Raw genomic sequence first — 24,566 nt, 5'->3', positions numbered from 1 at the left:
CCTTTTTTGTCGGTTATACTAAAAGAGATTCAAAGGGGGAACAGTATGCATATCATTCAAGCCGTGATCGGGAGTGTTCTTTATCTCGTCATGTTCTTTAGTATCGGTTTTATCTTAAACATGTTGTTACGCAGTACGTGGATCATGCTTGTGTTGTATCCGCTGATCATCATCATGATGATTGATAATCAATCGACGCTTGATTATTTCACGAATGCACGCGAAGCGATTCCGAATCTGGGTGAACGGATCATGGGTCTGCAGACGGCAGATGTCACGATGTTTGCAGCCGGTCTTGCCGGAATCATCATCGCCGGTATGTCGATTCGCTTCCTGCGTAAAAGCGGTTACCAAATGTTTTAAAGTCTACTTGAGTGAGTAGACTTTTTTAGTGCGTTAAAACACGTTATAATGAAAACAGTGTCTTTTTAAAAAAATGTGTAAGAGCAGATAGGGTTGAGAGCGAATGGATAAACAAATGTACCACGTTATCAAGGTCTTGAATAATAATGTCGTCATTTGTTCGACTGGTGCGAATCAGGAAGTCATTATCCTCGCGAAAGGGATTGGCTTCGGTCGGAAGCCAGGCGATCAACTAACGGATCTTGAGAAGCTGGAAAAAGTCTATACGTTAAAAGATAAAGACGAGCAGGCGCAGTACAAAGCACTCGTCGGGCATCTCGATGAAAACTTCATCGCTTTGATGAACGAGATCGTTTCCATGATTGAGACACGGTTCGGAAAACGTGTTGATGAACATATTCATATCGGATTGACGGATCACTTGACGTTTACCTTCAAACGTTTGGAGCAAGGAATGGAAGTGACGAATCCATTTCTCGCGGAAACGGAAGCGTTGTATCCGGAAGAATACGCGCTGGCAGAAGAAATCGTCGAATTCATCAGTGCGGAGATGAATTTTTATTTACCACCGGCCGAAACCGGGTTCATCGCCCTTCATATCCATTCGGCGACGAACTTCAAAGATGTTCTCGAAGTGAACCGGCATCATCAATTGGTCGGATTGATTGCCAGTCACATCGAGCAACGGTTGCAGATCAAAATCGACCGAAAATCATTGGATTACAAGCGCTTAATCCGCCACTTGCGTTCGGCGATTGAAAGGGTTTCCAATGGGGAGTATCTAGAGGCGCCAGAAAAAGTAGAAAAGCTATTGCGTGAAGAATATCCGCTGTGCTATGATACTGCTTGGGAGCTGATGTCCATCATGGAACGTCAGCTGAAGAAAGCGGTACCGCGCGGTGAAGCGACGTATCTTACGATGCATCTGCAACGCTTAGTGCAGTACGATTTAGGTAAATGACCGCACGGACTACGTGTTACTGATACGATCAGGCATGAGTGGGATGTCGGGCAAAATGGTTTATTTCCGTTAGATTTTTTCGCGGGATAAGTGTATTTTGTCTACAATCCGCTCGTGCCTGATTTTTTTCTGTAAAAATCGGTCGGATGTCTGACTTTTTTCAACCCGTCATTGGTATTATTCATTATTTTTAGTTTTTACATCAAAAGGAGGAAACACACATGTTCAAACAGATTTTTGCTGTTCTTCAACGTGTTGGTAAAGCGTTGATGCTTCCTGTTGCGATTTTGCCTGCTGCCGGTATCTTACTCGGATTCGGTAACGCCATGCAAAATCCGAACTTGACGTCAAAACTCGAGTTCTTGAAAAATGATGCAATCATCAAGGTTGCAAAATTAATGGAAGCAGCCGGAGATATCATCTTCGGTAACTTAGCACTCTTATTCGCCGTCGGTGTCGCGATCGGATTAGCAGGAGACGGCGCAGCCGGACTTGCTGCCATCGTCGGATTCCTGATCATGAACAAAACAATGAGCGTTTGGCTCGGCGTTACACCAGAAATGGTGGCAAATGGTCAAGGATATGCCAACGTACTTGGTATTCCAACGCTTCAAACAGGGGTTTTCGGTGGTATCATCATCGGTTTGATCGCCGCCTGGGCCTACGGTAAGTATCATAATCTCGAATTGCCGCAGTTCCTCGGATTCTTCGCAGGAAAACGTTTTGTTCCAATCGTTACAGCAGTTGTTTCGTTGTTCGCAGGTCTTGTACTTGTTTTCGTTTGGCCGTTCGCTCAAGACGGGTTGAACACATTCTCCCACTTCATGATGGAGAAAAACCCGACGCTTGCAGCATTCGTCTTTGGTCTCATTGAACGTTCATTGATTCCATTTGGTCTTCACCATATCTTCTATGCACCATTCTGGTTCGAATTCGGTTCGTACACGAATGCAGCAGGAGACGTCGTTCGTGGTGACCAAGCAATCTTCTTCGCTCAGTTAAAAGATAACGTTGAATTAACAGCTGGTACGTTCATGACTGGTAAATTCCCGTTCATGATGTTCGGTCTTCCAGCAGCAGCACTTGCAATGTACCACGAAGCACGCCCAGAGCGTCGCGCAGTCGTTGGTGGTCTTCTTGGATCAGCAGCACTTACAGCGTTCTTAACAGGTATCACAGAGCCAATCGAATTCGCATTCTTATTCGTTGCTCCAATCTTGTTCGCAGTTCACGCAGTCTTCGCAGGTCTTTCGTTCATGACAATGCAACTCTTGAACGTTAAAATCGGGATGACATTCTCAGGTGGATTGATTGACTTCCTTCTCTTCGGTGTCCTTCCAGGGCGTACGCAGTGGTGGCTCGTCATCGTCGTCGGTCTTGTTCTCGCAGTTGTTTACTACGTTGGATTCCGTTTCGCAATCCGCAAGTTCAACTTGAAAACACCAGGTCGTGAAGACGAAGTACAAGAAACGTCAATGGCTCAAGGATCTGAGCTTGCAGCAGGTATCCTCGATGCACTCGGTTCTGAATCAAACATCAAACACCTTGACGCATGTATCACACGTCTTCGTGTTGAAGTTCTTGATAAATCAAAAGTTGATAAAAACGAATTGAAAAAATTAGGTGCGGCAGGTGTTCTTGAGGTTGGTAACAACGTTCAAGCAATCTACGGACCAAAATCAGATAACATTAAATCTGAAATTCAAGCGGTCATCAACTCACGTAAACAAGAAAAATCAGTCTAATGCGCTAAAGAACCTTTCCGATTCGGAAAGGTTCTTTTTTTCTGGAAATAAATATGAAACAAATAGTTTTGTGCGAGAAACATTAAGGGTATGAACTAAGTAGTCTGGTCAAAAAAAGGAGGGAAATCACTGATGTGGAAAAATGTGTTCGGTGTGTTGCAACGGATCGGTAAAGCGTTGATGTTACCGGTTGCGATCCTACCGGCAGCGGGGCTTCTCCTGGCGTTTGGTACGGCGTTTCAAAACCCGAATCTGACGCAGTATCTTCCATTTCTCGAAAATGACGCACTGGTCGTCATTTGGCGGGTTATGCAGGATGCGGGGGATATCATCTTTGCCAATCTAGGATTATTGTTTGCCGTCGGGGTTGCGATTGGTCTTGCGAATGGTGAAGGGGTCGCAGGATTAGCCGCGATTGTTGGATTCTTGATCATGAACAAGGTCATCAGTTCGTTTTTACAGATTACACCGGAAAAGATTACAGAAGCACAGCAGTCGAGTGACTTATCGTATGCCACCGTGTTAGGGATACCGACCCTGCAAATGGGGGTATTCGGAGGGATCATCGCCGGATTGATAGCGGCGTACAGCTATAATAAATTCTTTAAAATTAAATTGCCGGACTTCCTTGGATTCTTTGCCGGTAAACGGTTTGTCCCGATTGCCACAGCGCTATTCAGTTTAGTCGCTGGTTTTGCGCTGTCTTACATTTGGCCGCCGATCGGAACGGGAATCAATACGTTCTCGAAAACGATCATCGAATCAAATGAAACGTTATCTGCCTTCATCTTTGGATTAGTCGAACGTTCTCTCATTCCGTTTGGTCTGCACCACATTTGGTATTCAAGTTTCTGGTTCCAGTTTGGCGAATATACGGATAAAGCCGGTACGATCGTCAACGGGGATCAGCGGATTTTCTTCGCTCAATTGAAAGACGGGGTTCCGTTCACAGCCGGGACATACATGACCGGTAAATATCCGTTCATGATGTTCGGTCTTCCGGCCGCCTGTCTTGCGATGTATCATACCGTCGCGAAAGACCGCCGGAAAGCGGTCGAAGGGTTATACTTCTCCGCTGCCCTGACATCATTTTTGACAGGGATCACCGAGCCGGTTGAGTTCTCATTCGTATTCGTGGCACCATTGTTGTTTGCAGTCCACGCTGTTTTTGCCGGATTATCGTTCATGATCATGGACATTTTGAACGTCAAGATCGGGATGACATTCTCCGGAGGATTAATTGATTACACGTTATTTGGTATTTTACCGAACCGGACCTCCTGGTGGCTTGTCATACCGGTTGGACTTGCTTTCGCGGTCATCTACTACTTCGGTTTCCGCTTCGTCATCCAAAAGTTCGATTTGAAGATTCCCGGACGCGAAGCGATTCAAGAAGGAGCTGCAACATCAAGTGCAACGGCAGGCGAATTGCCGTATGAAATTCTGCAAGCCTTTGGCGGTGCCTCGAACATCAAACACTTGGATGCCTGTATCACACGGCTCCGGATTACCGTCAACGATAAGTCAGGCGTCAACAAAGAGCGGTTGAAACAGTTGGGTGCCGCGGGTGTCCTTGAAGTCGGAGACAACGTACAAGCGATCTTCGGTCCGAAGTCGGATGGCATCAAGACCGAGATGGCAGAAATCATGAACGATCCGAACTATAAACCACCGGTCAAACCGGAAGCAGATCCGATTCCACAAGTGCCGACGGGAGCGGAAGCACGGACCGATGACCGGTCGGGCTTAGCCGGAACAGACGGTGCTTATGTACCGAGTGACGGTTATGTTTCTCCATTGAGCGGTGTGATTCGTTCGCTCGATGACGTACCGGATCAAGTCTTCTCCGGACGGATGATGGGAGACGGTTATGCGATTGAGCCGACAGAAGGATATGTCGTTTCCCCGGTTTCGGGTGAAATCACAACCTTCTTCCCAACCAAACACGCGATTGGCATCCTTGCGGATAATGGAGACGAGATCTTGATTCATATCGGCATTGATACCGTTTCGCTTGAAGGAAAAGGATTTGAAGCCCTTGCGAAAGCGGGCGATCGGGTCGAACCAGGTTCGCCGTTGTTAAGCGTCGATCTGGAACAAATCCGACCACTCGTCCCGTCACTCTTGACACCGATCATCGTCACAAACAGCGGCGACCGGAAAGTCTCGGTCGATGTTGGAAAAACAGTCGAAGCCGGCGAAAAAATGTCGTATGACATCAAGTGATTTCCGCAAGACACGATCTCTTCTTTTGGAGAGACCGTGTCTTTTTTTGATGTTAAACATTCAGTAATGAGAATTTGCACATATGATGATACAATGAATAAGCTATTATGAAGATTAGCTATTTTTTCAAGGGAGAGGTGAGTCGATGGCTACAACTTCGACAAAAACACGTTATGTCGTGTTGGGTTTATTGATCGGGATTTTAGTGGCGGCGATGGACAATACCATCGTTGCGACGGCGATGCCGACGATTGTCAGTGAATTAAACGGATTTGATCAATATGCGTGGGTGACTTCCGCCTATATGATTGCGACCGTCGCCGGCATGCCGATTTTCGGTAAGTTGAGTGATATGTATGGTCGGAAACGATTTTTCCTGTTCGGGATGTTACTTTTTATCGCCGGCAGTGTACTGTGCGGAATGGCGGACTCAATCATTGAATTATCCATTTATCGTGCCGTTCAAGGTCTTGGCGGCGGTGCTTTGATGCCGATCGCGTTTACAATCATCTTTGATATTTTCCCACCGGAAAAGCGGGGGAAGGTCAGTGGATTATTTGGTGCCGTTTTCGGAATTTCAAGTATTTTCGGACCGTTGCTTGGTGCGGTCTTGACCGATGCCATCAACTGGCGTTGGGTGTTTTACATCAATATCCCGCTCGGTATATTGGCGTTGACGCTCGTCTCGCTGTTCTACAAGGAATCACCGGTTCACCGGACGCAAAAAATCGATTATGCCGGAGCGGTGACGTTAGTCGCAGGATTAGTTCTGTTCTTATTGGCGCTTGAGATGGGCGGAAAAGATTATGCCTGGAGTTCACCGCAAATTTTAGGATTATTCGGTGCAGCACTTGTCGCCTTCATCGTTTTTGGTTTCATCGAACGTCGGGCGGCGGATCCCGTCATTACATTCAGTTTATTTAGACGCCAACTGTTTGCGGCGACACAAGGGGTGGCGTTCTTTTACGGATTTGTCTTCATCTCTGCCAGTGTCTTCATCCCGATTTTTGTGCAAGGGGTATTTGGTGGAAGTGCGACCAACTCCGGTTTGATCTTGATGCCGATGCTGATTGCATCAGTCGTCTCGGCACAACTCGGCGGACGTCTGCCGAATAAATACGGATTCCGAAACGTCATGCTCGTCTCGGCCGTCTTCTTCTTGTTAGGCGTCTATCTGTTAAGCACGATGTCCCTCGAAACATCGAGAACAGCCATCACGATCTACATGATCATTTTAGGTTTTGGTGTCGGGTTCAGTTTCTCGTTACTCAACTTGGCGAGTATCAACGGAATTGAGATGCAACGTCGGGGAGCCGCCACTTCGATGGGGTCAACGTTCCGGACGATTGGGATGACACTTGGGGTGACGGTCCTTGGGATCATTCAATCCCGGACGTTCTCATCGACCATCAGTGAGCAGTTGCCAAACGGGAACGCACCGGATGGCGGGCAATTCCCAACGGCTTCAGCCCTTGCGAAGATGCCGCCGGAAGTAGCGAACGCCATCAAGTCGTCACTTGCAGAATCGATTTCGTCGGTCTATTTGTGGGCGTTGATTCCGGCAGTGCTCGGTGTCGTCTTTGTGTTCTTGATGGGAAATGAACGACCAACCTTAAAAGAAGGACAAGGCGAACGACCGAAAATAAAGCAAGCATAAAAAGAAAATCAACGAACAAAATTTAACTCAAAAGAAATCATTTGGATATGCACTCGCTTTCCTCAGGCGAGACACAAGCCAATTTTCCTGCCCCGTGTGGGCAGGAAAGCGGGTCTTGTTTGTCTCTGACAGCGCAGTTTACTTCTGCGCTTTTTCCTGTAGGAGTCTCGTGCATCAAATGATGTCTTTAAAGCGAAACAGTGGGACGGATTTTAAAATCCGTCCCTTATTTGTGTTGCACAATACTAGAGAGAAGAAGTAATTCCTTTTGACGCGACAAAAAAACACGCCCCGAGATGGGACGTGTCCGAAACACCTTATTTTTTGATATCGAATGTTGTGCTGAGGAAGTTGACGACATCTTCCGCTGTATCCATATCGAGTACTTGTTCAACGATTGCTTCACACTCTGCTTTGTTCAAGCGAGTCATCAAGCTGCGTGCGCGAAGGACAGAAGAAGCTGACATCGAGAATTCGTCGAGTCCGAGTCCGAGAAGGATTGGGAGCGCGAGTTCTTCTCCAGCCATCTCACCACACATGCCGACCCATTTGCCTGCTTTGTGTGCTTCTGTAATGACGTTGTTCAACAAGTTCAAGATCGCTGGGTTGAATGGTTGGTAGAGATAAGAAACTTTTTCATTCATCCGGTCAGCGGCCATTGTGTATTGAATCAAGTCGTTTGTTCCGACTGAGAAGAAGTCGACTTCTTTCGCGAATTGTTTCGCCATGACAGCCGTTGATGGAATCTCGACCATCATTCCGACTTCGATCTCTTCTGAAACCGTCACACCTTCTGCTTGAAGGTTTGCTTTTTCTTCCAAGAGAAGTGCTTTTGCTGCACGGAATTCTTCGAGTGTCGCGATCATTGGGAACATGACAGCAAGTTTTCCGTACGCACTTGCGCGGAGAAGGGCACGAAGTTGTGTCCGGAAGAGATCTGTTTGATCCAAGCAAAGACGGATTGCACGGTATCCGAGGAACGGGTTCATCTCATGCGGGAGATCGAGGTAAGACAACTCTTTGTCGCCGCCGATATCAAGTGTCCGGATGACAACTTTTTTATCGCTCATCGATTCGAGAACCGTTTTGTATGCTGTGAACTGCTCGTCTTCCGTCGGGAACGTTTCAGCGTCCATGTAGAGGAACTCTGTCCGGTATAATCCGACTGCTTCCGCACCGTTTTCGAGAACACCTTTTACATCGTTTGGTGTTCCGATGTTCGCTGCGAGCTCGACGTGATGACCGTCCGCTGTAACTGTTTTTTCGTTTTTGAGTTTTTTCCACTCTTCTTTTTGAGCGATATACGCTGAACGTTTTTCTTCATATTCTGCGATTTGTTCGCTTGAAGGGTTGACGATGACGTCACCTTCCGTACCATCAAGAATCAAGAAATCACCGTGTTTGACTTCCGTCAAGACGACTTTTGTTCCGACGACAGCCGGAATTTCAAGAGAACGGGACATGATCGCCGAGTGCGAAGTCCGTCCACCGATGTTCGTAGCAAATCCTTTTGCATACTTCCGGTTGAGTTGTGCTGTATCTGAAGGTGTTAAATCTTCTGCAATGATGATGACTTCTTCATTGATCTGAGCTGGCGTGACGAACGTGATGCCGAGCAAGTGGGCCATCGTCCGTTTCGTGACGTCACGGACATCGGCTGCACGCTCACGCATGTATTCGTTGTCCATTGATTCAAAGATCATGACCATCATCTGTGACACTTCATCAAGTGCTTGAGCGGCGTTCGTTTTCTCATCGTCGATCTTCGCGTTGACCTGACTCACGATTTCCGGGTCTTCCAAAATCAAGAGGTGAGCGGAGAAGATCTCTGCTTTGTCTGCGCCAAGTTCTTGTAACGTGTTTTCACGGATGATTTCGAGTTCACCCTTCGATTTGACGATCGCAGCTTGGAAACGTTCCTTTTCTGCTGCCGAGTCCTCGATTTTATTCGTCGGAATGTCAAAGACAGGTGTTTCCATTACGAATGCTTTCGCAATCGCAATCCCTGCAGAAGCGCCAATTCCTTTGATATGCTGTGCCATGTGCATTACCCTCTTTTCAGTAAGTTTTTTCGCCGCAGCGACGTCATTTCTTTGCTATCTATAGATACCCATAAACGCATCTCTCTTAACGGGTCGCTTGCGGACTCTCCCTTTGAATGAAAACGTAGACATTTCTGTCGTTGCCAAATGACCGTTTGCTAGAAGTGCCTGTCCTTTTCACCTGTTTAATCCTATCACATTGTGAAACGGGCAACAATTGTTTGGAACGGTCCAAATCGACAAATTAACGAACGTCTTTTATGAGAGCGGTTTCATTGTTTCCGGGGGCTATCAGTTGGAAAATAAGATCAAACGCTTCATACTAAGACATATTACTAAAGGGGGACACACATATGCGATGGAATCAAGTAGATCAACAAGCACATGTCGAAGTACTCGTTGTCGGCATTTCAGGAAACCAACCGGTTGAGGAGCGGATCCGGTCACTTTATCCGGACCGATTGGATGAGTGGGTGCGCCGAGGCGACATCTCGACGAAACAAGGAGAATTGCGTTTATTGCCGACACTGACAGGAACGGTCGAACGTGTCCTATTCGTTGGTCTGGGAAAAGCAGAAGGTCTTACGACGGATCCACTTCGCCGGTTACTCGGGAAAGCGGCTCAATTCTTAAAAACACGGAAACTCGCCAAAGTGACAGTGGACGCAACGACGTTTCCGAATCAGCCGGTCGAATTGATTGCGGAGGCATTCGGATTAGCTACATACGATGTCAAACATTATAAGACGAGCACACATGCGACGTATGAGCTGGACTTGACGATCTGGTCGGATGCGGGAGAACAGGACGTCGTACGTGGAGCGGCACTGGCTGAAGCGACGAATCTTGCTCGTCGTCTCGTGACGATGCCCGGGAATTTATTGACGGCTCCCGCCTTGGCGGATGAAGCGCGTTTCATCGCGGAGCGGTACGGACATGAATTGCAGGTTCTTGAGAAAGAAGAGATGGAAGCACTCGGGATGGGCGCATTGCTTGCCGTCAATCAGGGGTCGACGATTCCGCCAAAATTGATTGTCCTTGAATATAAAGGTGCAGGCGACGAGGCACCGATTGCCGTCGTTGGTAAGGGTGTGACATTTGATACGGGCGGTTACTCGATCAAACCAAAAGACGGGATTGTCGGAATGAAAGGTGACATGGGGGGAGCGGCAGCTGTTCTCGGATTGTTTGAAGCGCTCGGGCAACTGAAGCCGAATGTAAATGTGTTAGGTGTCATTCCGGCGACGGATAACATGATTTCCGGTGATGCATTTAAGCCGGATGATGTCATCACATCGATGGCGGGAAAAACAATCGAGATCCTCAATACGGATGCAGAAGGGCGCCTCGTTTTAGCAGATGCTGTGACCTACGCCAAAGAGTACAAACCGAAGATGATCATCGATCTTGCGACGTTGACGGGCGGCGTGCTGGTGGCTCTCGGAACAGAAATCACAGGTGCCTTGACGAACGATGCCGCATTGTACGAACGGTTCGAAGCCGTGACGCAAGAAACAAACGAAATGATCTGGCAGATGCCCTACGTCGATCAGTTCATCAAACAAGTCCGTCGCTCCGATGTCGCAGACTTAAACAACTCACCGGGACGGATGGGGCACATGATCTTTGGCGGTGCCTTCGTCGGAGAATTCGTCGGTGACACGCCGTGGCTCCACCTCGATATTGCCGGGACGTCCGAGCAAAAAGCGGCGTCTGAACTTGGTCCAAAAGGTGCGACCGGTGTCATGGTCCGGAGTTTGTATCGTTTCGTCGAACAAGAAAAATGATGCGGCTTAACAGTGTGCTCGTCCTTTTGACCATCATCAGCATCGTCTGGTACCTCGATTCACGTAATCAAGTGGCTTTAGCCGCAGCGACCTTTTTAGGGGTCTTCACTATTTTGTCGCTCCTGAAAATGATACGGGAGAAGTCCAATGGACGTCACCGGGATTGACGCGGCGAAAGCCGGTTGGGTGGCGGTATCGATTAAAGACGGTCAGTTTTCTTGGATGGTGGCATCGTCCCTTTCGGAAATCGAGCTCGGGACCACAATCTACATTGATATGCCGATTGGACTGGAACAAGACAAACGCCGACTGGTCGATCAGTTGCTGCGAGCAGAATTAAAGCCGGGGCGAACGAGCAGCGTGTTTAATGCGCCGTTTCTGGCTGCGCTCGAGCAGTCCGATTATCAGACGGCAAATGACCATTCGAAACAACAGGCAGGTCTTGGATTATCGAAGCAAGCGTGGTATTTGTTACCGAAAATCCGCCAGGTGCGGACCCATTACCAAGCGGGCATGATGGAATCGCATCCGGAAGTCTGTTTTGCCCGCCTGACGGGTCATCCCGCACGGTACAATAAACGGACAGCCGAAGGGCTGGCCGAACGGACGGAACTTCTGATCCGGTACGACTGTCCGCCTTACTGGGAGTTGCGTGTACCGGGCGTCGCGACCGATGACTGGGTCGATGCCTGTCTGCTTGCCGTCGCAGCGACATTACCGGTTTCGTATGTGCCGGAACATCGTCCGCTCGACGTCACCGGGTTGCCGTTATATGCCGCCTTACCAAAAAAGATCACCTTCACCGAAACGGTGTAGGTGATCCTTTGATAAATGACCAGAGGTAGTGGAAGATTTGGGCATTGTGTAGGGCCTTGATGATGACTGCGACCAATGGCCCTAAAATCAAGCCGAACACGCCGAAAAATTGAATTCCGACAAACAGGGCGATCAACGCCGTAATCGGTTGAATCCCGATATTGTCGCCGACAATCTTTGGTTCCATGATGTTTCGCTGCAAAATCACGAGCGCATACAGAATCCCGAGTCCGATCGCCAGTCCGGTATCGCCGGTCACGATGGAATAGGCAATCCAAGGTAAGAAGACGGAGCCGGTTCCAAGGTAAGGCAAGATATCGAAGAATGCCGCGATGAAGGCAATCGCAAAGGGATGTTCGACGCCGATGATCAGCAGACCGACGAGGACGATGAAAAACGTAATCGTAATCAAGGTCAACTGTGCCTTGATATAACCGAACAAAGCGGACCGGAGACTCGTGACGACGGATTCAGCACGGGCGAACCACGGCAACATCTCATATTGTTTCAAACGGATCTCATACCGGTGCCAATCTTTTGCGATAAAGAACCAGGCGAGCAACACGATGACCAAAATCAGTGCAATCGAAGGAAGCGTCGCTAAAATCGTCTGCAGCATTCCGGCCATGTTTTTGGAACCTTCACCGATCGCGCTGGCGAGCGAGCTGCCGAGCGATTGAATACTGTTTTGGACCGTATTTTGTTGCGACGGTTCGAGCGATCGGAGTGCTTCTGAGGCATCATTCCAAATCGGTGCCAGTTTTTCATTGTAGAGCTTTTGGAAATAAAGACTGAGCTCTTGAATCTGTGCCGGCAGCTGGTTCGCGACAAACACCAGTCCACGGATCAATTGCATGATGATGAGGACGAGTGATCCGATCAACAGACTACTGATCAGAATGATGGACAGGAGAGCACCCCATCCTCGATTGATGCGGAGCCGCTTTTGGAAAAAGTCGACGAGCGGTCGACTAAACAGAGCCAGTAAAAAGGCGAAAACGAACGGGTACATGAAAGAAGACAAGCGAATAATCAGCCAACCGATGAAAAAGATGGCAAGGATGACGCCAAGGAAACGAGCTAATTGCCACAAACGTTCAGTCGACATAAGCAACACCTCTTACTATGTATGGAATGTCATCATCATATCACGTTTATCAAAGGAACGTATCACCCAAACGAGGAGGAATTGACATGAAACGAAAAGAAGTTGGATTACTCGTCTCACTCGCTGTTGCAAGCGGACTGGCGGTCCGTGAATGGCGCAAGAACCAACAGTTTAACCGACGATTCAAGCAACAAACAGAAGAGCAGCTGGTGAAAGGATTGACGGAGGTGCAACGTGATGCAGGAGATGATACGTCTTCAACAAAAGGTTGACGAGACAATCCGGGCGCTCGGCGGATACTTTCGTCCATTGTCCGGTTTGGCCCGACTGATCGAGGAAGTGGGCGAAGTCGGCGAGGCGCTTGAGACGGCCGACCATCAGGCATTAAAAGCGGAACTTGTCGATGTGCTGATGATCTCAACGTGTCTGTCGAATCAATACGTGACAGACTTGGCAGGTCAACACCGGGAGCTCGGAACAGAATACGATCAGGAACAGGGCTCGTTTTACCGGCTCATCCATGAGGCGGGGCAAGTCGCCCGTGTGATGAACGGTTATGAAGGAGACAAACCGCCGAAAAAGACGGAAGACATCATTCCGATCGGAACTTCGCTGGCCCGTCTGCAACGTGAGCTGTTCCGGTTGGCCCGACCGCTTAAATTGGATCTTTTAACAGAAATCGATCAAACGAATGCGAAAAACAGACAGCGGGACCGGACGCGATTTGCGTTGACCCGGGATCCAGTGACGGAATTGACGATTGATCACTTCCGAAGTGCTACGGGAAACACGGAACGTCTGTGGGGAGCACCTGCCCATGAAGCAGATCTGCCGCTTGAGGCACATATCGAGGCGGCCTTGCCGTCCTTACGCCGATTTGTCCGTTGTGCCCGTATTGAAGGAATCGCTGGATTTGTCATCGAGGCGCCAATCGAGCGGAGTGACAGCCTGGTCAGCGTCAAAGAACAGGCGGACGAGATCGGACGGCTCATCAAGGAACAGACACCGTTAGCATTTAAGGAGGCGCCGTACCGGATTGATGTCTATGCTCCTCAGCTTGGTCCGGTCTCACCGTATCACGCCGAGGATGATCACCGGATGTTTTTGGTGTTGCATGTGGATGAATGAACCAAACGTGAATAAAAAATAAGGACAGCAGATTTAGATCTGCCGTCCTTATTTTTTGTGTTCAATTCAGTTGATACCGTTTTTCGATGATTCACTTCATCGATTCGATAGTTCGGTTTGCTGGTGTTTCAATTGTTGCATGAACCGGTTGATCCGGTGGATGGCTTGCTGCAGTTGCTCGATTGAACTGGCGTAGCTCGCGCGGACATATCCTTCGCCGCTGGCGCCAAAGACAGAACCCGGGACAACTGCGACACGTTCCGCAAGCAACAGCTGCTCCGCGAACTCCTCGCTCGTCAAACCGGTTCCACCGATATACGGGAAGGCATAAAAAGCACCACCCGGTGAATGCGTCGGCAGACCGGCGTCATTCAGTGCCTTGACGAAATAGTTCCGTCGCTGGCGATAACTGCGGACCATATCCGGTACCGTCTTGTGCCGGGAGCGCAAGGCTTCGATGCCGGCAAATTGGACGAGTGTCGGTGCACACATCATTCCGTACTGATGGACCTTGAGCATCGCTTGACTGATGGCAGCAGGGGCGCAGGTGAAGCCGAGCCGCCAGCCGGTCATGGCAAATGCCTTGGAGAAACCGTTGATGACAATCGTCCGGTCACGCATATCCGGTAAGGTCGCGAAGCAGGTCGGTTCATCTTCATACGACAGTTCGGCGTAGATTTCGTCGCTGATGACATAGAGATCATGTTTTTTAGCAATCAACGCGAGATCGGCCAATTGATCCCGTGACATGACGGAGCCGGTTGGATTCGACGGAAAACAAAAGATAATGGCTTTTGTCCGTTCCGTGATTGCCTCTTCAATCGTCTCCGGTTGGATGGTAAACCCGTTCTCCGCTTGACAGGCAGCCGCGACAGGAATACCGCCCGCAAGTTCGATCAGGGGGGCATACGACACGAAGGCGGGTTCAACGACGATGACTTCGTCTCCCGGATTGATCAACGTCCGAAAGGCTAAATCGAGTCCTTCCGAAGCACCGGTCGTGACGATGATCTCATCGCTGACCTGATAGTCGATGGAAAACTTCTCCTGCATATATAAGCGGATTTCCTGACGTAACTCGACGAGCCCGGCGTTGGCGCTGTAGGCCGTATAGCCTTGCTCAAGTGCCGCGAAGCTGGCTTCCCGGACATTCCAAGGTGTCACGAAATCCGGTTCGCCGACACCAAGTGAGATGACGTCTTCCATCGAACCGGCCAAATCAAAAAAACGCCGGATGCCCGATGGTGCTAACCGTTCGACACGCTCTGATAACGACTTCATGGTGACACCTTCAATCGTTTGTCCTCATCGTCCTGGCTGAACAAGACACCATCATGTTTGTACGTTTTCAAACGGAAGTGAGTCGTCGTCGAAATGACGGAGTCGAGTGTCGACAGCTTCTCGGAGACGAATTGCGATACTTCCTGCAAGGATTTTCCGTCGAGGACGACTTGCAGGTCATAGGCGCCGGACATCAGATACAGCGATGTCACTTCAGGAAAACGATGAATCCGCTCCGCGACTTCATCAAAGCCGCGTCCGCGTTTTGGTGTCACTTTAACATCGATAAAGGCCGTCACACCATGATGGGCGTGAATCTTTTGCCAATCGATGACGGCTGTGTAGCCGAGCAGGACGCCGTCTTCTTTGAATGCCGCAAGCGACGACAAGACTTCCTCTTCCGTCAGGTCCAGCATCTGAGCAGCAAGGACGTGATCGATCGGTCCATTCTGGGTCAATAATTCAAGTAATTCCAATTGTTTATCTGTATACACGATAATCACTCACTTTCTGTCAAATGGCCGCTGAACGTCCGCCGTGTCTCACGGAGACGAGAGCGGCGTTCTTCTTGGACGATATGAAAATTTTTCATTTCCGTCGTCGGCAGTTCATGTTTTTCCACAAGGCGGTCAAAATAGACGCGACGTGAGGCATCCTGTTTTGCGGATTCATGATTGCCGGACGGATTAAAGGCATACAGGACAGTCGCACGGGCAGGGTGCAGGACGAGATGATCCTGGCCGACCCGTAAGATCCAGTCCCAATCCCAATAGTTGAAGACCTCTTCATCAAAAAGTCCAAGCTCTTCGTGCAAGGATTTCCGGTAAATGGAACCGGACGGGATATATGTCGAGTCTTCCTTCATGCCTTCGCGGTCATACGGATAGGCGAACGGTTCCGTCGTCCGGACGACGCGGTGATCCTGTTGCCAGTCATAAGTGAACAGTTCAGCGTCGGCATAGGACAGGTCGGCACCGGCTTCCAAGTCGCCGACGACTTCCTCGATATGCGAAGGCAATAACAGATCATCGTCGTCATGCAGGAGGATGTAACGTCCTTTTGCCAGCGAGACACCGTGATTGCGTGCCCGGACATGATGATTTTCCGGAAGATCGACATAGGTGATCGCCAGCTGCCCGTTAAAGTCAGCAATGACGGATTCGAGCCCGTCGCCGTTGTTATTTAAGATGATGACTTCGAAATCTTGAAAAAATTGTTTTGTCAGTGCGGTCAAGGCTTCACGCAATTCACGTAGCCGGTTGTATGTCGGAATGATGACTGAGACCGTAGGCATGGGAGTCGTCTCCTTAGAACAAAGACACCTGTAACGTGCAAGGTGTCCTTGTGAGATATTTACATATGTTCTTCGATTGTCGGAAGTAAGTCATTCCATTCAGCATCTGCTTCTTTTGTGACGGTGACGAAATCACCGTATGCAAAGAGGTTGTCGATACCGTCGATTGTAATGAGGGATGCGAGTAAGGCGTCTTCCGGTGTATCCCCTTTTTTGACACTTGTACTTTTCGCCCCAAAACGATCTCCGTCGAGGGTGATTTTTACTGAGTTGGGGTTCGGTGTGTAATCAACTTGCATAATAAGTCTCCTTTCAAAGTTCACACGAATCTTCACATAAAAGTAAGTTCGTTGCGAGTAAAGTTAATTCCTGCTGATCGGGTTGTTCACCAAACGATTCTTCAAACACAGACCCGATCGCTGTGGCAAGTGGGCTTACTTGATCATGAATCGTCAATAGCACTAGTATAGCAGACATTTCGGTCGGATAATTTCCTTGTCCTAGGTGAAATGGATCATATTTTTTTAAGAGTTCTTCTGACCTCATAATCGATTAAACTCCTTATCTCAATATATCTCAAAAGGCGGTGGTCAGCCTTTTTGAATTTGTTTGACCTGATTTTCAATGCAAGGGGTTATTTTTTGGTCATTCAGTGATAACCTATATCTTGTAGATAAATAGGTTTAGAAATGCCTAAAACGTCTATATATAGAGTGATGATTAAATTACTCTTCCTATATGTAGGGCGTCTTTTTTTAGTTTAGCGCATTTTTTGAAACAACGGAACCTATTTTAAAGTTAGAGAATGGGAGTGGTTCATAGTGGCATCTCCACTGAATACAGCACGCATCTATCAAGGTGCAATGACAATAGAGGATGTATATACGGTGATCCGTCAGATTACGGCATCATATTCAGAGCTGGACGTCGAGCGTTACACAGAACGGGCGATTCGGGCACTCGAAGGGAAGACGTTACAAGCGGATCAAGTCTATGAACTGTTAACCATGCATGCACTTGATATGTTAAAAGCAGAAGAACCGAACTGGACGTTTGTTGCGACAGCGACTTACCTCAACCGGTTATATCTTGAAGCGAGCGAAAACCGCGGATATCCGGCGGATGAACGTTACGGCTCACTTTACGCATTGATTGAAAAATTGACGGAGATCGGCATCTTCACACCGCATCTCTTAGACACGTATACAAAAGAAGAAGTCGAGGAACTGGCGGCATCGATCGATCCGTCACGTGACCATCTGTTCACGTACATCGGACTTCGGACATTATCAGACCGTTACTTAGCGCGCGATCACGTCAAGAAATTGTACGAACTGCCGCAGGAGCGTTTCATGATCATCGCGATGACGTTGATGCAGACAGAACCAAAAGACCGCCGGATCGATCTCGTCAAAGAATCGTACTGGGCGCTTTCGAACCTGTATATGACGGTTGCGACACCGACATTGTCGAATGCCGGTAAATCGTACGGTCAACTCTCGTCATGTTTCATCGATACGGTCGATGACTCACTACGGGGCATCTATGACTCGAATACGGATGTCGCGACCTTGTCAAAAGGTGGCGGCGGAATCGGTGTCTACATGGGGAAAATCCGTTCACGTGGATCAGACATCAAAGGATTCAAGGGTGTATCAAGCGGTGTCATTCCTTGGATGAAGCAGCTGAACAATACAGCGGTCAGCGTTGATCAGCTCGGCATGCGTCAAGGATCAATCGCCGTTTATCTGGATATCTGGCACAAGGATATCCTCGAGTTCCTCGATGCGAAGTTGAATAACGGGGACGAGCGGTTGCGGACACATGATTTATTCACAGGCGTCAGCCTGCCGGATCATTTCATGCGGACCGTCGAAGCACGAGGCGACTGGTACTTGTTTGATCCCCATGAAATCCGGACGGTGATGGGCTTCAGTCTGGAAGATTCGTTTGATGAAACGGAGCAAGGCGGCAGCTTCACGGAAAAATATGAAGCATGTGTCAATGAACCCCGCCTGAGCCGGACGAAAGTACCGGCCATCGACCTCGTCAAACGTTACATGCGGTCACAGCTCGAAACCGGCACACCGTACATGTTCTTCCGCGATGCGGTAAACCGCGCCAACCCAAACAAACATGCGGGCATGATCTACTCGTCGAACCTCTGTTCAGAAATCATGCAAAACATGAGTCCGACGACAGTGACGGAAGAGTACACGGAAGACGGCAAGATCATCATCACCAAGACGCCAGGCGATTTCGTCGTCTGTAACTTGTCTTCGATCGCACTGGCGCGTGCCGTCCGCTCGGACGTCTTGGAACGGTTGATTCCGATTCAAATGCGGATGCTCGATAACGTCATCGATCTCAACACGATTGATGTGCCGCAAGCACAGATCACGAACCAGAAATACCGGGCAGTTGGACTCGGAACATTCGGCTGGCATCACCTGCTCGCACTCGAAGGCATCCGCTGGGAATCGGTCGAGGCTGTTCAGTACGCCGATCGTCTCTACGAAAAAATCGCTTACTTGACGATTGATGCATCGATGCAACTGGCGAAAGAAAAAGGGGCTTACCGTCTCTTTGAAGGATCGGAGTGGCAAACAGGGGAGTACATCGCCCGCCGTCACTACAAAACGACTGCTGAACTCGATTGGGATCGCCTGCAAGCCGACATCACGGCATACGGAATGCGAAATGCCTACTTGATGGCAGTCGCACCGAACTCGTCGACGGCAATCATCGCCGGCAGTACGGCTTCGATTGATCCGATCTACAAAAAAGTTTATGCGGAAGAAAAGAAAAACTATAAGATTCCAGTGACCGTTCCCGACCTTACGCCGGAGACGAACTGGTTCTATAAATCAGCGTTTGAGATTGATCAACTGTGGAGCATCCGTCAAAATGCGTCACGTCAACGCCACATTGACCAGGCGATCAGTTTTAACCTCTACGTCAAAAACAGTATCAAAGCAAAAGAGTTACTCGAGATGCACATGGAAGCATGGCAGCTTGGGATGAAGACGATTTACTATACACGTTCGACGACTGTTGAAATCGATGAATGTGAGTCGTGTTCATCATAAGAGAAGGAGGACGATATCATGAAGGCAGCAATCGTATATGCGTCAATGAGCGGAAATACAGAGGAGGTTGCGGAACTGATCGCGAAAGCGTGTTCCGACATGCAGGTTGAACCGACGATGATCTTTGCCGATGACGTAACGACGTATCAGCTGGTCCCTTATGATATCGTCTATTTTGGTTCGTACACCTGGGGGGACGGTCAATTGCCGGATGAGATGCGGGACTGTCTGAAGTTGGTTCTAAAAGAAAGTCCGCACAAGATTCCACAGGCTGCCGTTTTTGGGACGGGCGACAAGATGTTCGTCAAGTATTGCCGTGCCGTCGATGAGATGGCCTATCATCTCTCGAAGTTTGGTGTCCCACTCGCAGGTGAACTACTCAAAATCGAACAATCCCCACGAAACCGACCGCATCTGGTCAAGGAGTGGACACGTCGAACGTTATTGCAATTACAGCAAGAGGGAGCCGAACAACATGGAACAACTACAAAAAATCAAACTGCTTGATGCCCGTCATCCAAATCGGGCGACCGCGATCATTGGCGGCGAAACGAGTTCGATCGTCAACTGGAACGATCTTGCCTATCCTCAGTTTTATTCCATCTATAAACAGTTATTATCGAACTTCTGGATTCCGGACGAGATCTCGATGTCAAAAGACATGCAACAGTGGAATCAACTGAGCGAACGGGAACAGGATGCCTTTAAGCGGATCATCGGTCTGTTATCGATCCTTGATTCCGTCCAAACCCGTTACATTTTGGAATCGGCGATGTTTACATCAGACGCCTCGATTCATGCGATCCTCGCGATTGTAGCCCAGCAGGAAGTCGTGCATAACCAATCGTACAGCTACGTGCTGTCGAGTCTCGTCCCGCTTTCGGAACAAAACCGGATCTTCGACATCGCAAAAGATGACGAGATGGTCATGAAGCGGAATGCTTTTATTTTAGATCTGTACGAAGATTTCCAAAATGACCGGACGCCGGAAAACTTTGCGAAATCACTCGTCGCTTCGATCGTTCTTGAAGGGATTAACTTCTATTCCGGATTTGCTTTCTTCTATAATTTAGCGCGTCACCAAAAAATGGTCGGTACCTCGACGATGATCAGTTACATCCAACGTGATGAACTGCAACACTCGTACTTCATCAGTCAATTGTTGCGTGCCGTTCTGACGGAACATCCATCCATCGACGCCGACGGTTCATTCACGAAGTTCGTCTACGCGACGTTTGAGCGCGCGGTTGATCTTGAGATTGAGTGGAGTGAATACGTGTTACGTGACTTGGACGGACTTGATGTCAGCGAAATGCGTGACTATGTCAAATACCTGGCCAACAAACGTCTCCGTGTCATCGGACTTGACGACCTGTATGAAGGACATGATGAAGACGTCATGCCATGGATCCGGGCGTATTCCGACGACTCGATGAATGCGACGAAATCCGATTTCTTCGAGCAAAAATCACGGTCGTATGCGAAAGTAACGGATGCGAACGGATTTGACGATTTGTAAGTCGTCAACTACTCTTTAAATTTTTATTGCTTCAACATGTAATTTCCTTTACGCTAGGACAGGTGAGGTCCTGCTCGACTCCTGCGGAAAAACAAGCTAATCGTGACCCTGGAAGATGCATCGCATCTGAAGCGGCATGATGGCTTGTCCGCGGAAAGCGAGCAGGCCGGACTGTCCTTTTTATCTGTTTATTTTTTAGGTCAATCGAGAAATGGGCAAAAAAAGGGCCGGACTCGAAAAGTCCGGCAGAATCAGGGGGAATACTTGAAGTCTTGCTACTAATTTGTTCCCTTGTAAAATAAAAAATAAACAATTTGAAAAATATTTTTTACCATCCGTAAAAAGTATGTTATTATAAGTTGATGAATTTAGTTAGGGAGTGTATAAACTATGGCAAACTTTGAAAAAGACCAAGTTGTTACTGGTAAAGTAACTGGTATTCAAAACTTTGGTGCTTTCGTAGCACTTGACGAGCAAACACAAGGTCTCGTCCACATCTCAGAAATCTCACACGATTACGTAAAAGACATCAACGATTACGTAAAAGTTGGCGATGAAGTAACTGTTAAAGTTCTCGACATCGACGAAGCTAACAAAAAAATGAAGCTTTCGATCAAAGCAACACAAGAAGCTCCAAAACGCGAAGCACGCGCTAAAGGCCCACGCAAAAACGCTGGCCGTCGCGATGCAGGTCCTGCTTTCAAACAAGAAGAAGCTCCTGGCTTCAACGTGTTAAAAGGCAAATTGGAAGAATGGATTGAAAAATCAAACTTCCAAAAATAAGTTTTTAAAAGGGAATCGACATCGGTCGGTTCTCTTTTTTTTGCGTTATAAGCATTAAAATAGATGCAAAAGGGGAATGTGTGGATAATGTAAGGTGTTCATTACTTATCAAGGGGGCAACACACAATGGAAAACTTTGAATATCGTAATCCAACGAAACTTATTTTTGGTGACGGTCAAGTCAGCAAGATTAAAGACGAACTAAAAACATTAAATGCGAAAAAAGTCATGCTCGTCTTCGGCGGCGGCAGCATCAAGCGCAACGGCGTGTATGATGACGTAACGCGTGAATTAAACGAAGCCGGCATCGAATACGTCGAGTGTGATGGCGTTGAACCAAACCCACGGATCGAAACAGCAGAGCGTGGCATTAAAATTGCTCGCGAAGCGGGTGTTGATGCATTGCTCGCACTTGGTGGCGGTTCCGTCATCGACTGCACGAAATTGATTGCAGCCGGTATCCCGTACGAAGGTGAAGCATGGGATCTCGTCATCGGGAAAGCAACACCAGAAACCGTCATCCCGTTCGGAACGGTCTTGACGCTTGCAGCAACCGGTTCAGAGATGAACGCAGGTTCTGTCATTACGAACTGGAAGACACAAGAAAAATACGGTTGGGGCAGCCCGTTAACGTTCCCGACATTCTCAATTCTTGATCCGAAGTACACGGTCAGCGTTCCGAAAGACCAAACGATTTATGGAATCGTCGACATGATGAGCCATTGCCTCGAGCAATATTTCCATACGGCACATGCACCGGTTCAAGAACGGATGACAGAAGGCGTCATGAAAGCAGTCATCGAAGCAGCACCGAAACTCGTCAACGATCTTGAAAACGTTGAACTTCGCGGTACGATTCTCTTCGCAGGTACGATGGCACTCAACGGTGTCCTGCAAATGGGCGCACGTGGTGACTGGGCATCGCACAACATCGAGCATGCGGTCTCAGCAGTGCATGACATCCCGCACGCAGGCGGTCTGGCGATTCTCTTCCCGAACTGGATGCGTCACGTCCTCGACGAGTCAAACGCCCATCGTTTCGTGACACTCGGTGAAAACGTCTTTGACGTCGATACGGCAGGAAAATCAGAGATGGAAGCGGCTCACGCAACAATCGATGCCATCAGCGCGTTCTGGACATCACTTGGTGCACCAAACCGTCTCGCGGACTACGATATCAAAGAAGATACAATCGATTCGATCGTGAAGTCAGCCATGACACGCGGAGACTTCGGTAACTTCAAATCACTTGGTAACGAAGATGTCCGTCAAATCGTAACGGCTGCTTTATAAGCGCTGTAACATTTGCTAATCTTTTCACAAAAGACTTGAACGACCTTCCTTCTTGCGTTTTAATGAAAAGGAAGGTCGCATTTGTTTGCGAATGAATAAGGAGGACGAGTGAATGACAACAGTACGTTTTGATTATTCGAAGGCCCTACAATTCGTAGGACAACATGAAGTGGACTATATGGCGGATACGGTAAAAACATTACACGGAGCGATTCACAACGGTACAGGTGCCGGCAGTGATTTCCTCGGCTGGGTCGACTTACCGACAAACTACGACAAAGCGGAATTTGAGAAAATTCAGACGGCCGCAGAAAAAATCAAGTCGGATTCAGATGTCTTGTTAGTCGTCGGAATCGGCGGATCGTATCTTGGTGCCCGTGCGGCAATCGAGATGCTTGGTCATTCGTTCCATAATCTGTTATCCAAAGAAGAACGAAAAGCACCACAAATCATTTATGCCGGACATAACATTTCTTCAACGTACTTACACGATTTGTTCCAAGTACTTGAAGGGAAAGATGTGTCGGTCAACATCATCTCGAAATCAGGAACGACGACAGAACCTGCGATTTCATTCCGTCTTTTGAAAACGTTCATGGAAGACAAGTACGGAAAAGCCGGCGCGAAAGACCGGATTTACGCTACGACGGATAAAGCGCGTGGTGCCTTGAAAACACTTGCGGATTCGGAAGGCTATCAAACATTTGTCATTCCGGATGACGTCGGTGGACGTTTCTCTGTCTTGACGCCGGTTGGACTGTTACCGATCGCAGCGGCAGGCATCTCGATTGAAGAATTGATGGCTGGCGCACGTGACGCCCAAGTTCAGTTCTCAAACGAAAACTTAGCGGAGAACGAAGCGTACCAATACGCAGTCGTCCGTAACGCGTTATACGCGAAAGGGAAAACAATCGAACTCCTCGTCAACTACGAACCGGCCCTGCATTATGTTTCGGAATGGTGGAAACAGTTGTACGGTGAATCAGAAGGAAAAGACTTCAAAGGCATTTTCCCGGCAGCGGTTGATTTTTCAACGGATCTTCACTCGATGGGTCAATACGTGCAAGAAGGACGCCGTGACCTGTTTGAGACGGTCATTAAAGTCGGACAAGCGCGTCATGCCTTGACGATTGAAAAAGATGCACAGGACTTGGACGGTTTGAACTTCCTTGAAGGGAAATCGATTCAATTCGTTAATGATAAGGCAGCTGAAGGAACGTTACTTGCCCATACAGATGGACAAGTGCCGAACTTAACGGTTGAGTTACCAGAAATGACGCCGTACCATCTTGGATTCTTGTTCTACTTCTTCGAAAAAGCGTGTGCGATGAGCGGTTACCTGCTCGGCGTGAACCCGTTTGACCAACCGGGAGTAGAAGCCTACAAGAAAAACATGTTCGCTTTACTGGGTAAACCAGGATTTGAAGCGGAAAAAGCAGAGCTCGAAGCTCGCTTGAAATAAGCATCTTGACAT

At 48.4% G+C, this 24,566-nt stretch carries 22 protein-coding genes; 15 read left to right on the top strand and 7 right to left on the bottom strand.

Features of this window, described 5'->3' with window-relative positions; translation table 11 throughout:
• Positions 1–45: 45 nt before the first annotated feature.
• The 5 genes from D3D03_RS08650 (at position 46) to D3D03_RS08630 (ending at position 6,952) form a co-directional block, all read left to right on the top strand.
• On the top strand, positions 46–363 hold the full coding sequence (locus D3D03_RS08650) for a YuiB family protein (protein ID WP_026832248.1): 318 nt from the start codon (positions 46–48) through the stop codon (positions 361–363).
• A 103-nt stretch (positions 364–466) separates the two neighbouring features.
• Positions 467–1,324, top strand: a complete 858-nt coding sequence (gene glcT, locus D3D03_RS08645; RefSeq protein WP_026827654.1) for a glucose PTS transporter transcription antiterminator GlcT — start codon at positions 467–469, stop codon at positions 1,322–1,324.
• Between the two features lie 221 nt (positions 1,325–1,545).
• Complete coding sequence (gene ptsG / locus D3D03_RS08640) at positions 1,546–3,069, top strand: glucose-specific PTS transporter subunit IIBC (protein WP_026832249.1); 1,524 nt, start codon at positions 1,546–1,548, stop codon at positions 3,067–3,069.
• Between the two features lie 132 nt (positions 3,070–3,201).
• A complete protein-coding gene (gene ptsG, locus D3D03_RS08635; protein ID WP_119923343.1) occupies positions 3,202–5,295 on the top strand; it encodes a glucose-specific PTS transporter subunit IIBC in 2,094 nt (697 codons plus the stop codon).
• A gap of 145 nt (positions 5,296–5,440) precedes the next feature.
• Positions 5,441–6,952, top strand: a complete 1,512-nt coding sequence (locus tag D3D03_RS08630) for an MDR family MFS transporter (protein ID WP_119923342.1) — start codon at positions 5,441–5,443, stop codon at positions 6,950–6,952.
• A gap of 317 nt (positions 6,953–7,269) precedes the next feature.
• On the opposite strand, the gene ptsP is transcribed toward D3D03_RS08630, so the two are convergent.
• Complete coding sequence (gene ptsP / locus D3D03_RS08625) at positions 7,270–8,994, bottom strand: phosphoenolpyruvate--protein phosphotransferase (RefSeq protein ID WP_119923341.1); 1,725 nt, start codon at positions 8,992–8,994, stop codon at positions 7,270–7,272.
• A gap of 353 nt (positions 8,995–9,347) precedes the next feature.
• Here ptsP and D3D03_RS08620 point away from each other — a divergent pair, with 353 nt between their 5' ends.
• Together D3D03_RS08620 and D3D03_RS08615 are read left to right on the top strand one after the other, a co-directional pair.
• Complete coding sequence (locus tag D3D03_RS08620; RefSeq protein WP_119923340.1) at positions 9,348–10,781, top strand: leucyl aminopeptidase; 1,434 nt, start codon at positions 9,348–9,350, stop codon at positions 10,779–10,781.
• Between the two features lie 147 nt (positions 10,782–10,928).
• Positions 10,929–11,597 (top strand): DUF429 domain-containing protein, encoded by a 669-nt coding sequence (locus tag D3D03_RS08615; RefSeq protein ID WP_119923339.1) that lies wholly within the window; start codon positions 10,929–10,931, stop codon positions 11,595–11,597.
• Here D3D03_RS08615 and ytvI read toward each other — a convergent pair.
• On the bottom strand, positions 11,581–12,705 hold the full coding sequence (gene ytvI, locus D3D03_RS08610) for a sporulation integral membrane protein YtvI (RefSeq protein ID WP_026832255.1): 1,125 nt from the start codon (positions 12,703–12,705) through the stop codon (positions 11,581–11,583). The genes D3D03_RS08615 and ytvI overlap by 17 nt on opposite strands.
• Positions 12,706–12,791: 86 nt before the next feature.
• Between ytvI and D3D03_RS08605 the strand changes: the two genes are divergently transcribed.
• Positions 12,792–12,977, top strand: coding sequence for a hypothetical protein (locus D3D03_RS08605; protein ID WP_026832256.1), 186 nt, complete (start codon positions 12,792–12,794; stop codon positions 12,975–12,977).
• Entirely contained in the window at positions 12,943–13,833 is an 891-nt protein-coding gene (locus D3D03_RS08600) for a MazG nucleotide pyrophosphohydrolase domain-containing protein (RefSeq protein WP_233550673.1), read from the top strand. Before D3D03_RS08605 ends, D3D03_RS08600 begins: the two co-directional genes overlap by 35 nt.
• Before the next feature lie 96 nt (positions 13,834–13,929).
• Here the strand turns inward: D3D03_RS08600 and D3D03_RS08595 are convergent, their stop codons facing one another.
• The 5 genes from D3D03_RS08595 to D3D03_RS08575 are packed head-to-tail and all read right to left on the bottom strand — an operon-like array spanning position 13,930 to position 16,954.
• A complete protein-coding gene (locus tag D3D03_RS08595) occupies positions 13,930–15,114 on the bottom strand; it encodes an aminotransferase (RefSeq protein WP_028105825.1) in 1,185 nt (394 codons plus the stop codon).
• Positions 15,111–15,611, bottom strand: a complete 501-nt coding sequence (locus D3D03_RS08590) for an Lrp/AsnC family transcriptional regulator (protein WP_119923387.1) — start codon at positions 15,609–15,611, stop codon at positions 15,111–15,113. The genes D3D03_RS08595 and D3D03_RS08590 overlap by 4 nt, the downstream gene beginning before the upstream one ends.
• 2 nt (positions 15,612–15,613) lie before the next feature.
• Positions 15,614–16,408, bottom strand: coding sequence for a glycosyltransferase family 2 protein (locus D3D03_RS08585; protein WP_119923338.1), 795 nt, complete (start codon positions 16,406–16,408; stop codon positions 15,614–15,616).
• A gap of 59 nt (positions 16,409–16,467) precedes the next feature.
• Positions 16,468–16,707: a NifU N-terminal domain-containing protein gene (locus D3D03_RS08580; RefSeq protein WP_026832261.1), complete on the bottom strand. Its 240-nt coding sequence runs from the start codon at positions 16,705–16,707 to the stop codon at positions 16,468–16,470.
• 13 nt (positions 16,708–16,720) lie between these two features.
• Positions 16,721–16,954, bottom strand: coding sequence for a DUF1871 family protein (locus D3D03_RS08575; protein WP_026832262.1), 234 nt, complete (start codon positions 16,952–16,954; stop codon positions 16,721–16,723).
• A gap of 275 nt (positions 16,955–17,229) precedes the next feature.
• On the opposite strand from D3D03_RS08575, the gene D3D03_RS08570 reads away from it, so the two are divergent.
• The 6 genes from D3D03_RS08570 to D3D03_RS08545 all read left to right on the top strand — a co-directional run bounded on the left by D3D03_RS08570 (position 17,230) and on the right by D3D03_RS08545 (position 24,554).
• The gene (locus D3D03_RS08570; RefSeq protein ID WP_119923337.1) at positions 17,230–19,497 is read left to right on the top strand and encodes a ribonucleoside-diphosphate reductase subunit alpha; all 2,268 of its coding nucleotides are present in this window, start codon (positions 17,230–17,232) and stop codon (positions 19,495–19,497) included.
• Between the two features lie 18 nt (positions 19,498–19,515).
• Positions 19,516–20,004: a flavodoxin domain-containing protein gene (locus D3D03_RS08565; protein WP_026830039.1), complete on the top strand. Its 489-nt coding sequence runs from the start codon at positions 19,516–19,518 to the stop codon at positions 20,002–20,004.
• Complete coding sequence (locus D3D03_RS08560) at positions 19,973–21,016, top strand: ribonucleotide-diphosphate reductase subunit beta (protein ID WP_026832265.1); 1,044 nt, start codon at positions 19,973–19,975, stop codon at positions 21,014–21,016. Before D3D03_RS08565 ends, D3D03_RS08560 begins: the two co-directional genes overlap by 32 nt.
• 390 nt (positions 21,017–21,406) lie before the next feature.
• Entirely contained in the window at positions 21,407–21,799 is a 393-nt protein-coding gene (yugI, locus tag D3D03_RS08555) for a S1 domain-containing post-transcriptional regulator GSP13 (protein ID WP_012371159.1), read from the top strand.
• A 126-nt stretch (positions 21,800–21,925) separates the two neighbouring features.
• Entirely contained in the window at positions 21,926–23,092 is a 1,167-nt protein-coding gene (locus tag D3D03_RS08550; RefSeq protein WP_119923336.1) for an iron-containing alcohol dehydrogenase, read from the top strand.
• A gap of 112 nt (positions 23,093–23,204) precedes the next feature.
• Positions 23,205–24,554, top strand: a complete 1,350-nt coding sequence (locus tag D3D03_RS08545; protein WP_119923335.1) for a glucose-6-phosphate isomerase — start codon at positions 23,205–23,207, stop codon at positions 24,552–24,554.
• Positions 24,555–24,566 lie beyond the last annotated feature (12 nt).

This window comes from Exiguobacterium sp. RIT452 (genome assembly GCF_003598705.1).
Lineage (GTDB): Bacteria > Bacillota > Bacilli > Exiguobacteriales > Exiguobacteriaceae > Exiguobacterium_A > Exiguobacterium_A undae.
The sequence above is the reverse complement of the archived record's forward strand: the minus strand, read 5'-3'. Positions and strand labels throughout refer to the sequence as shown.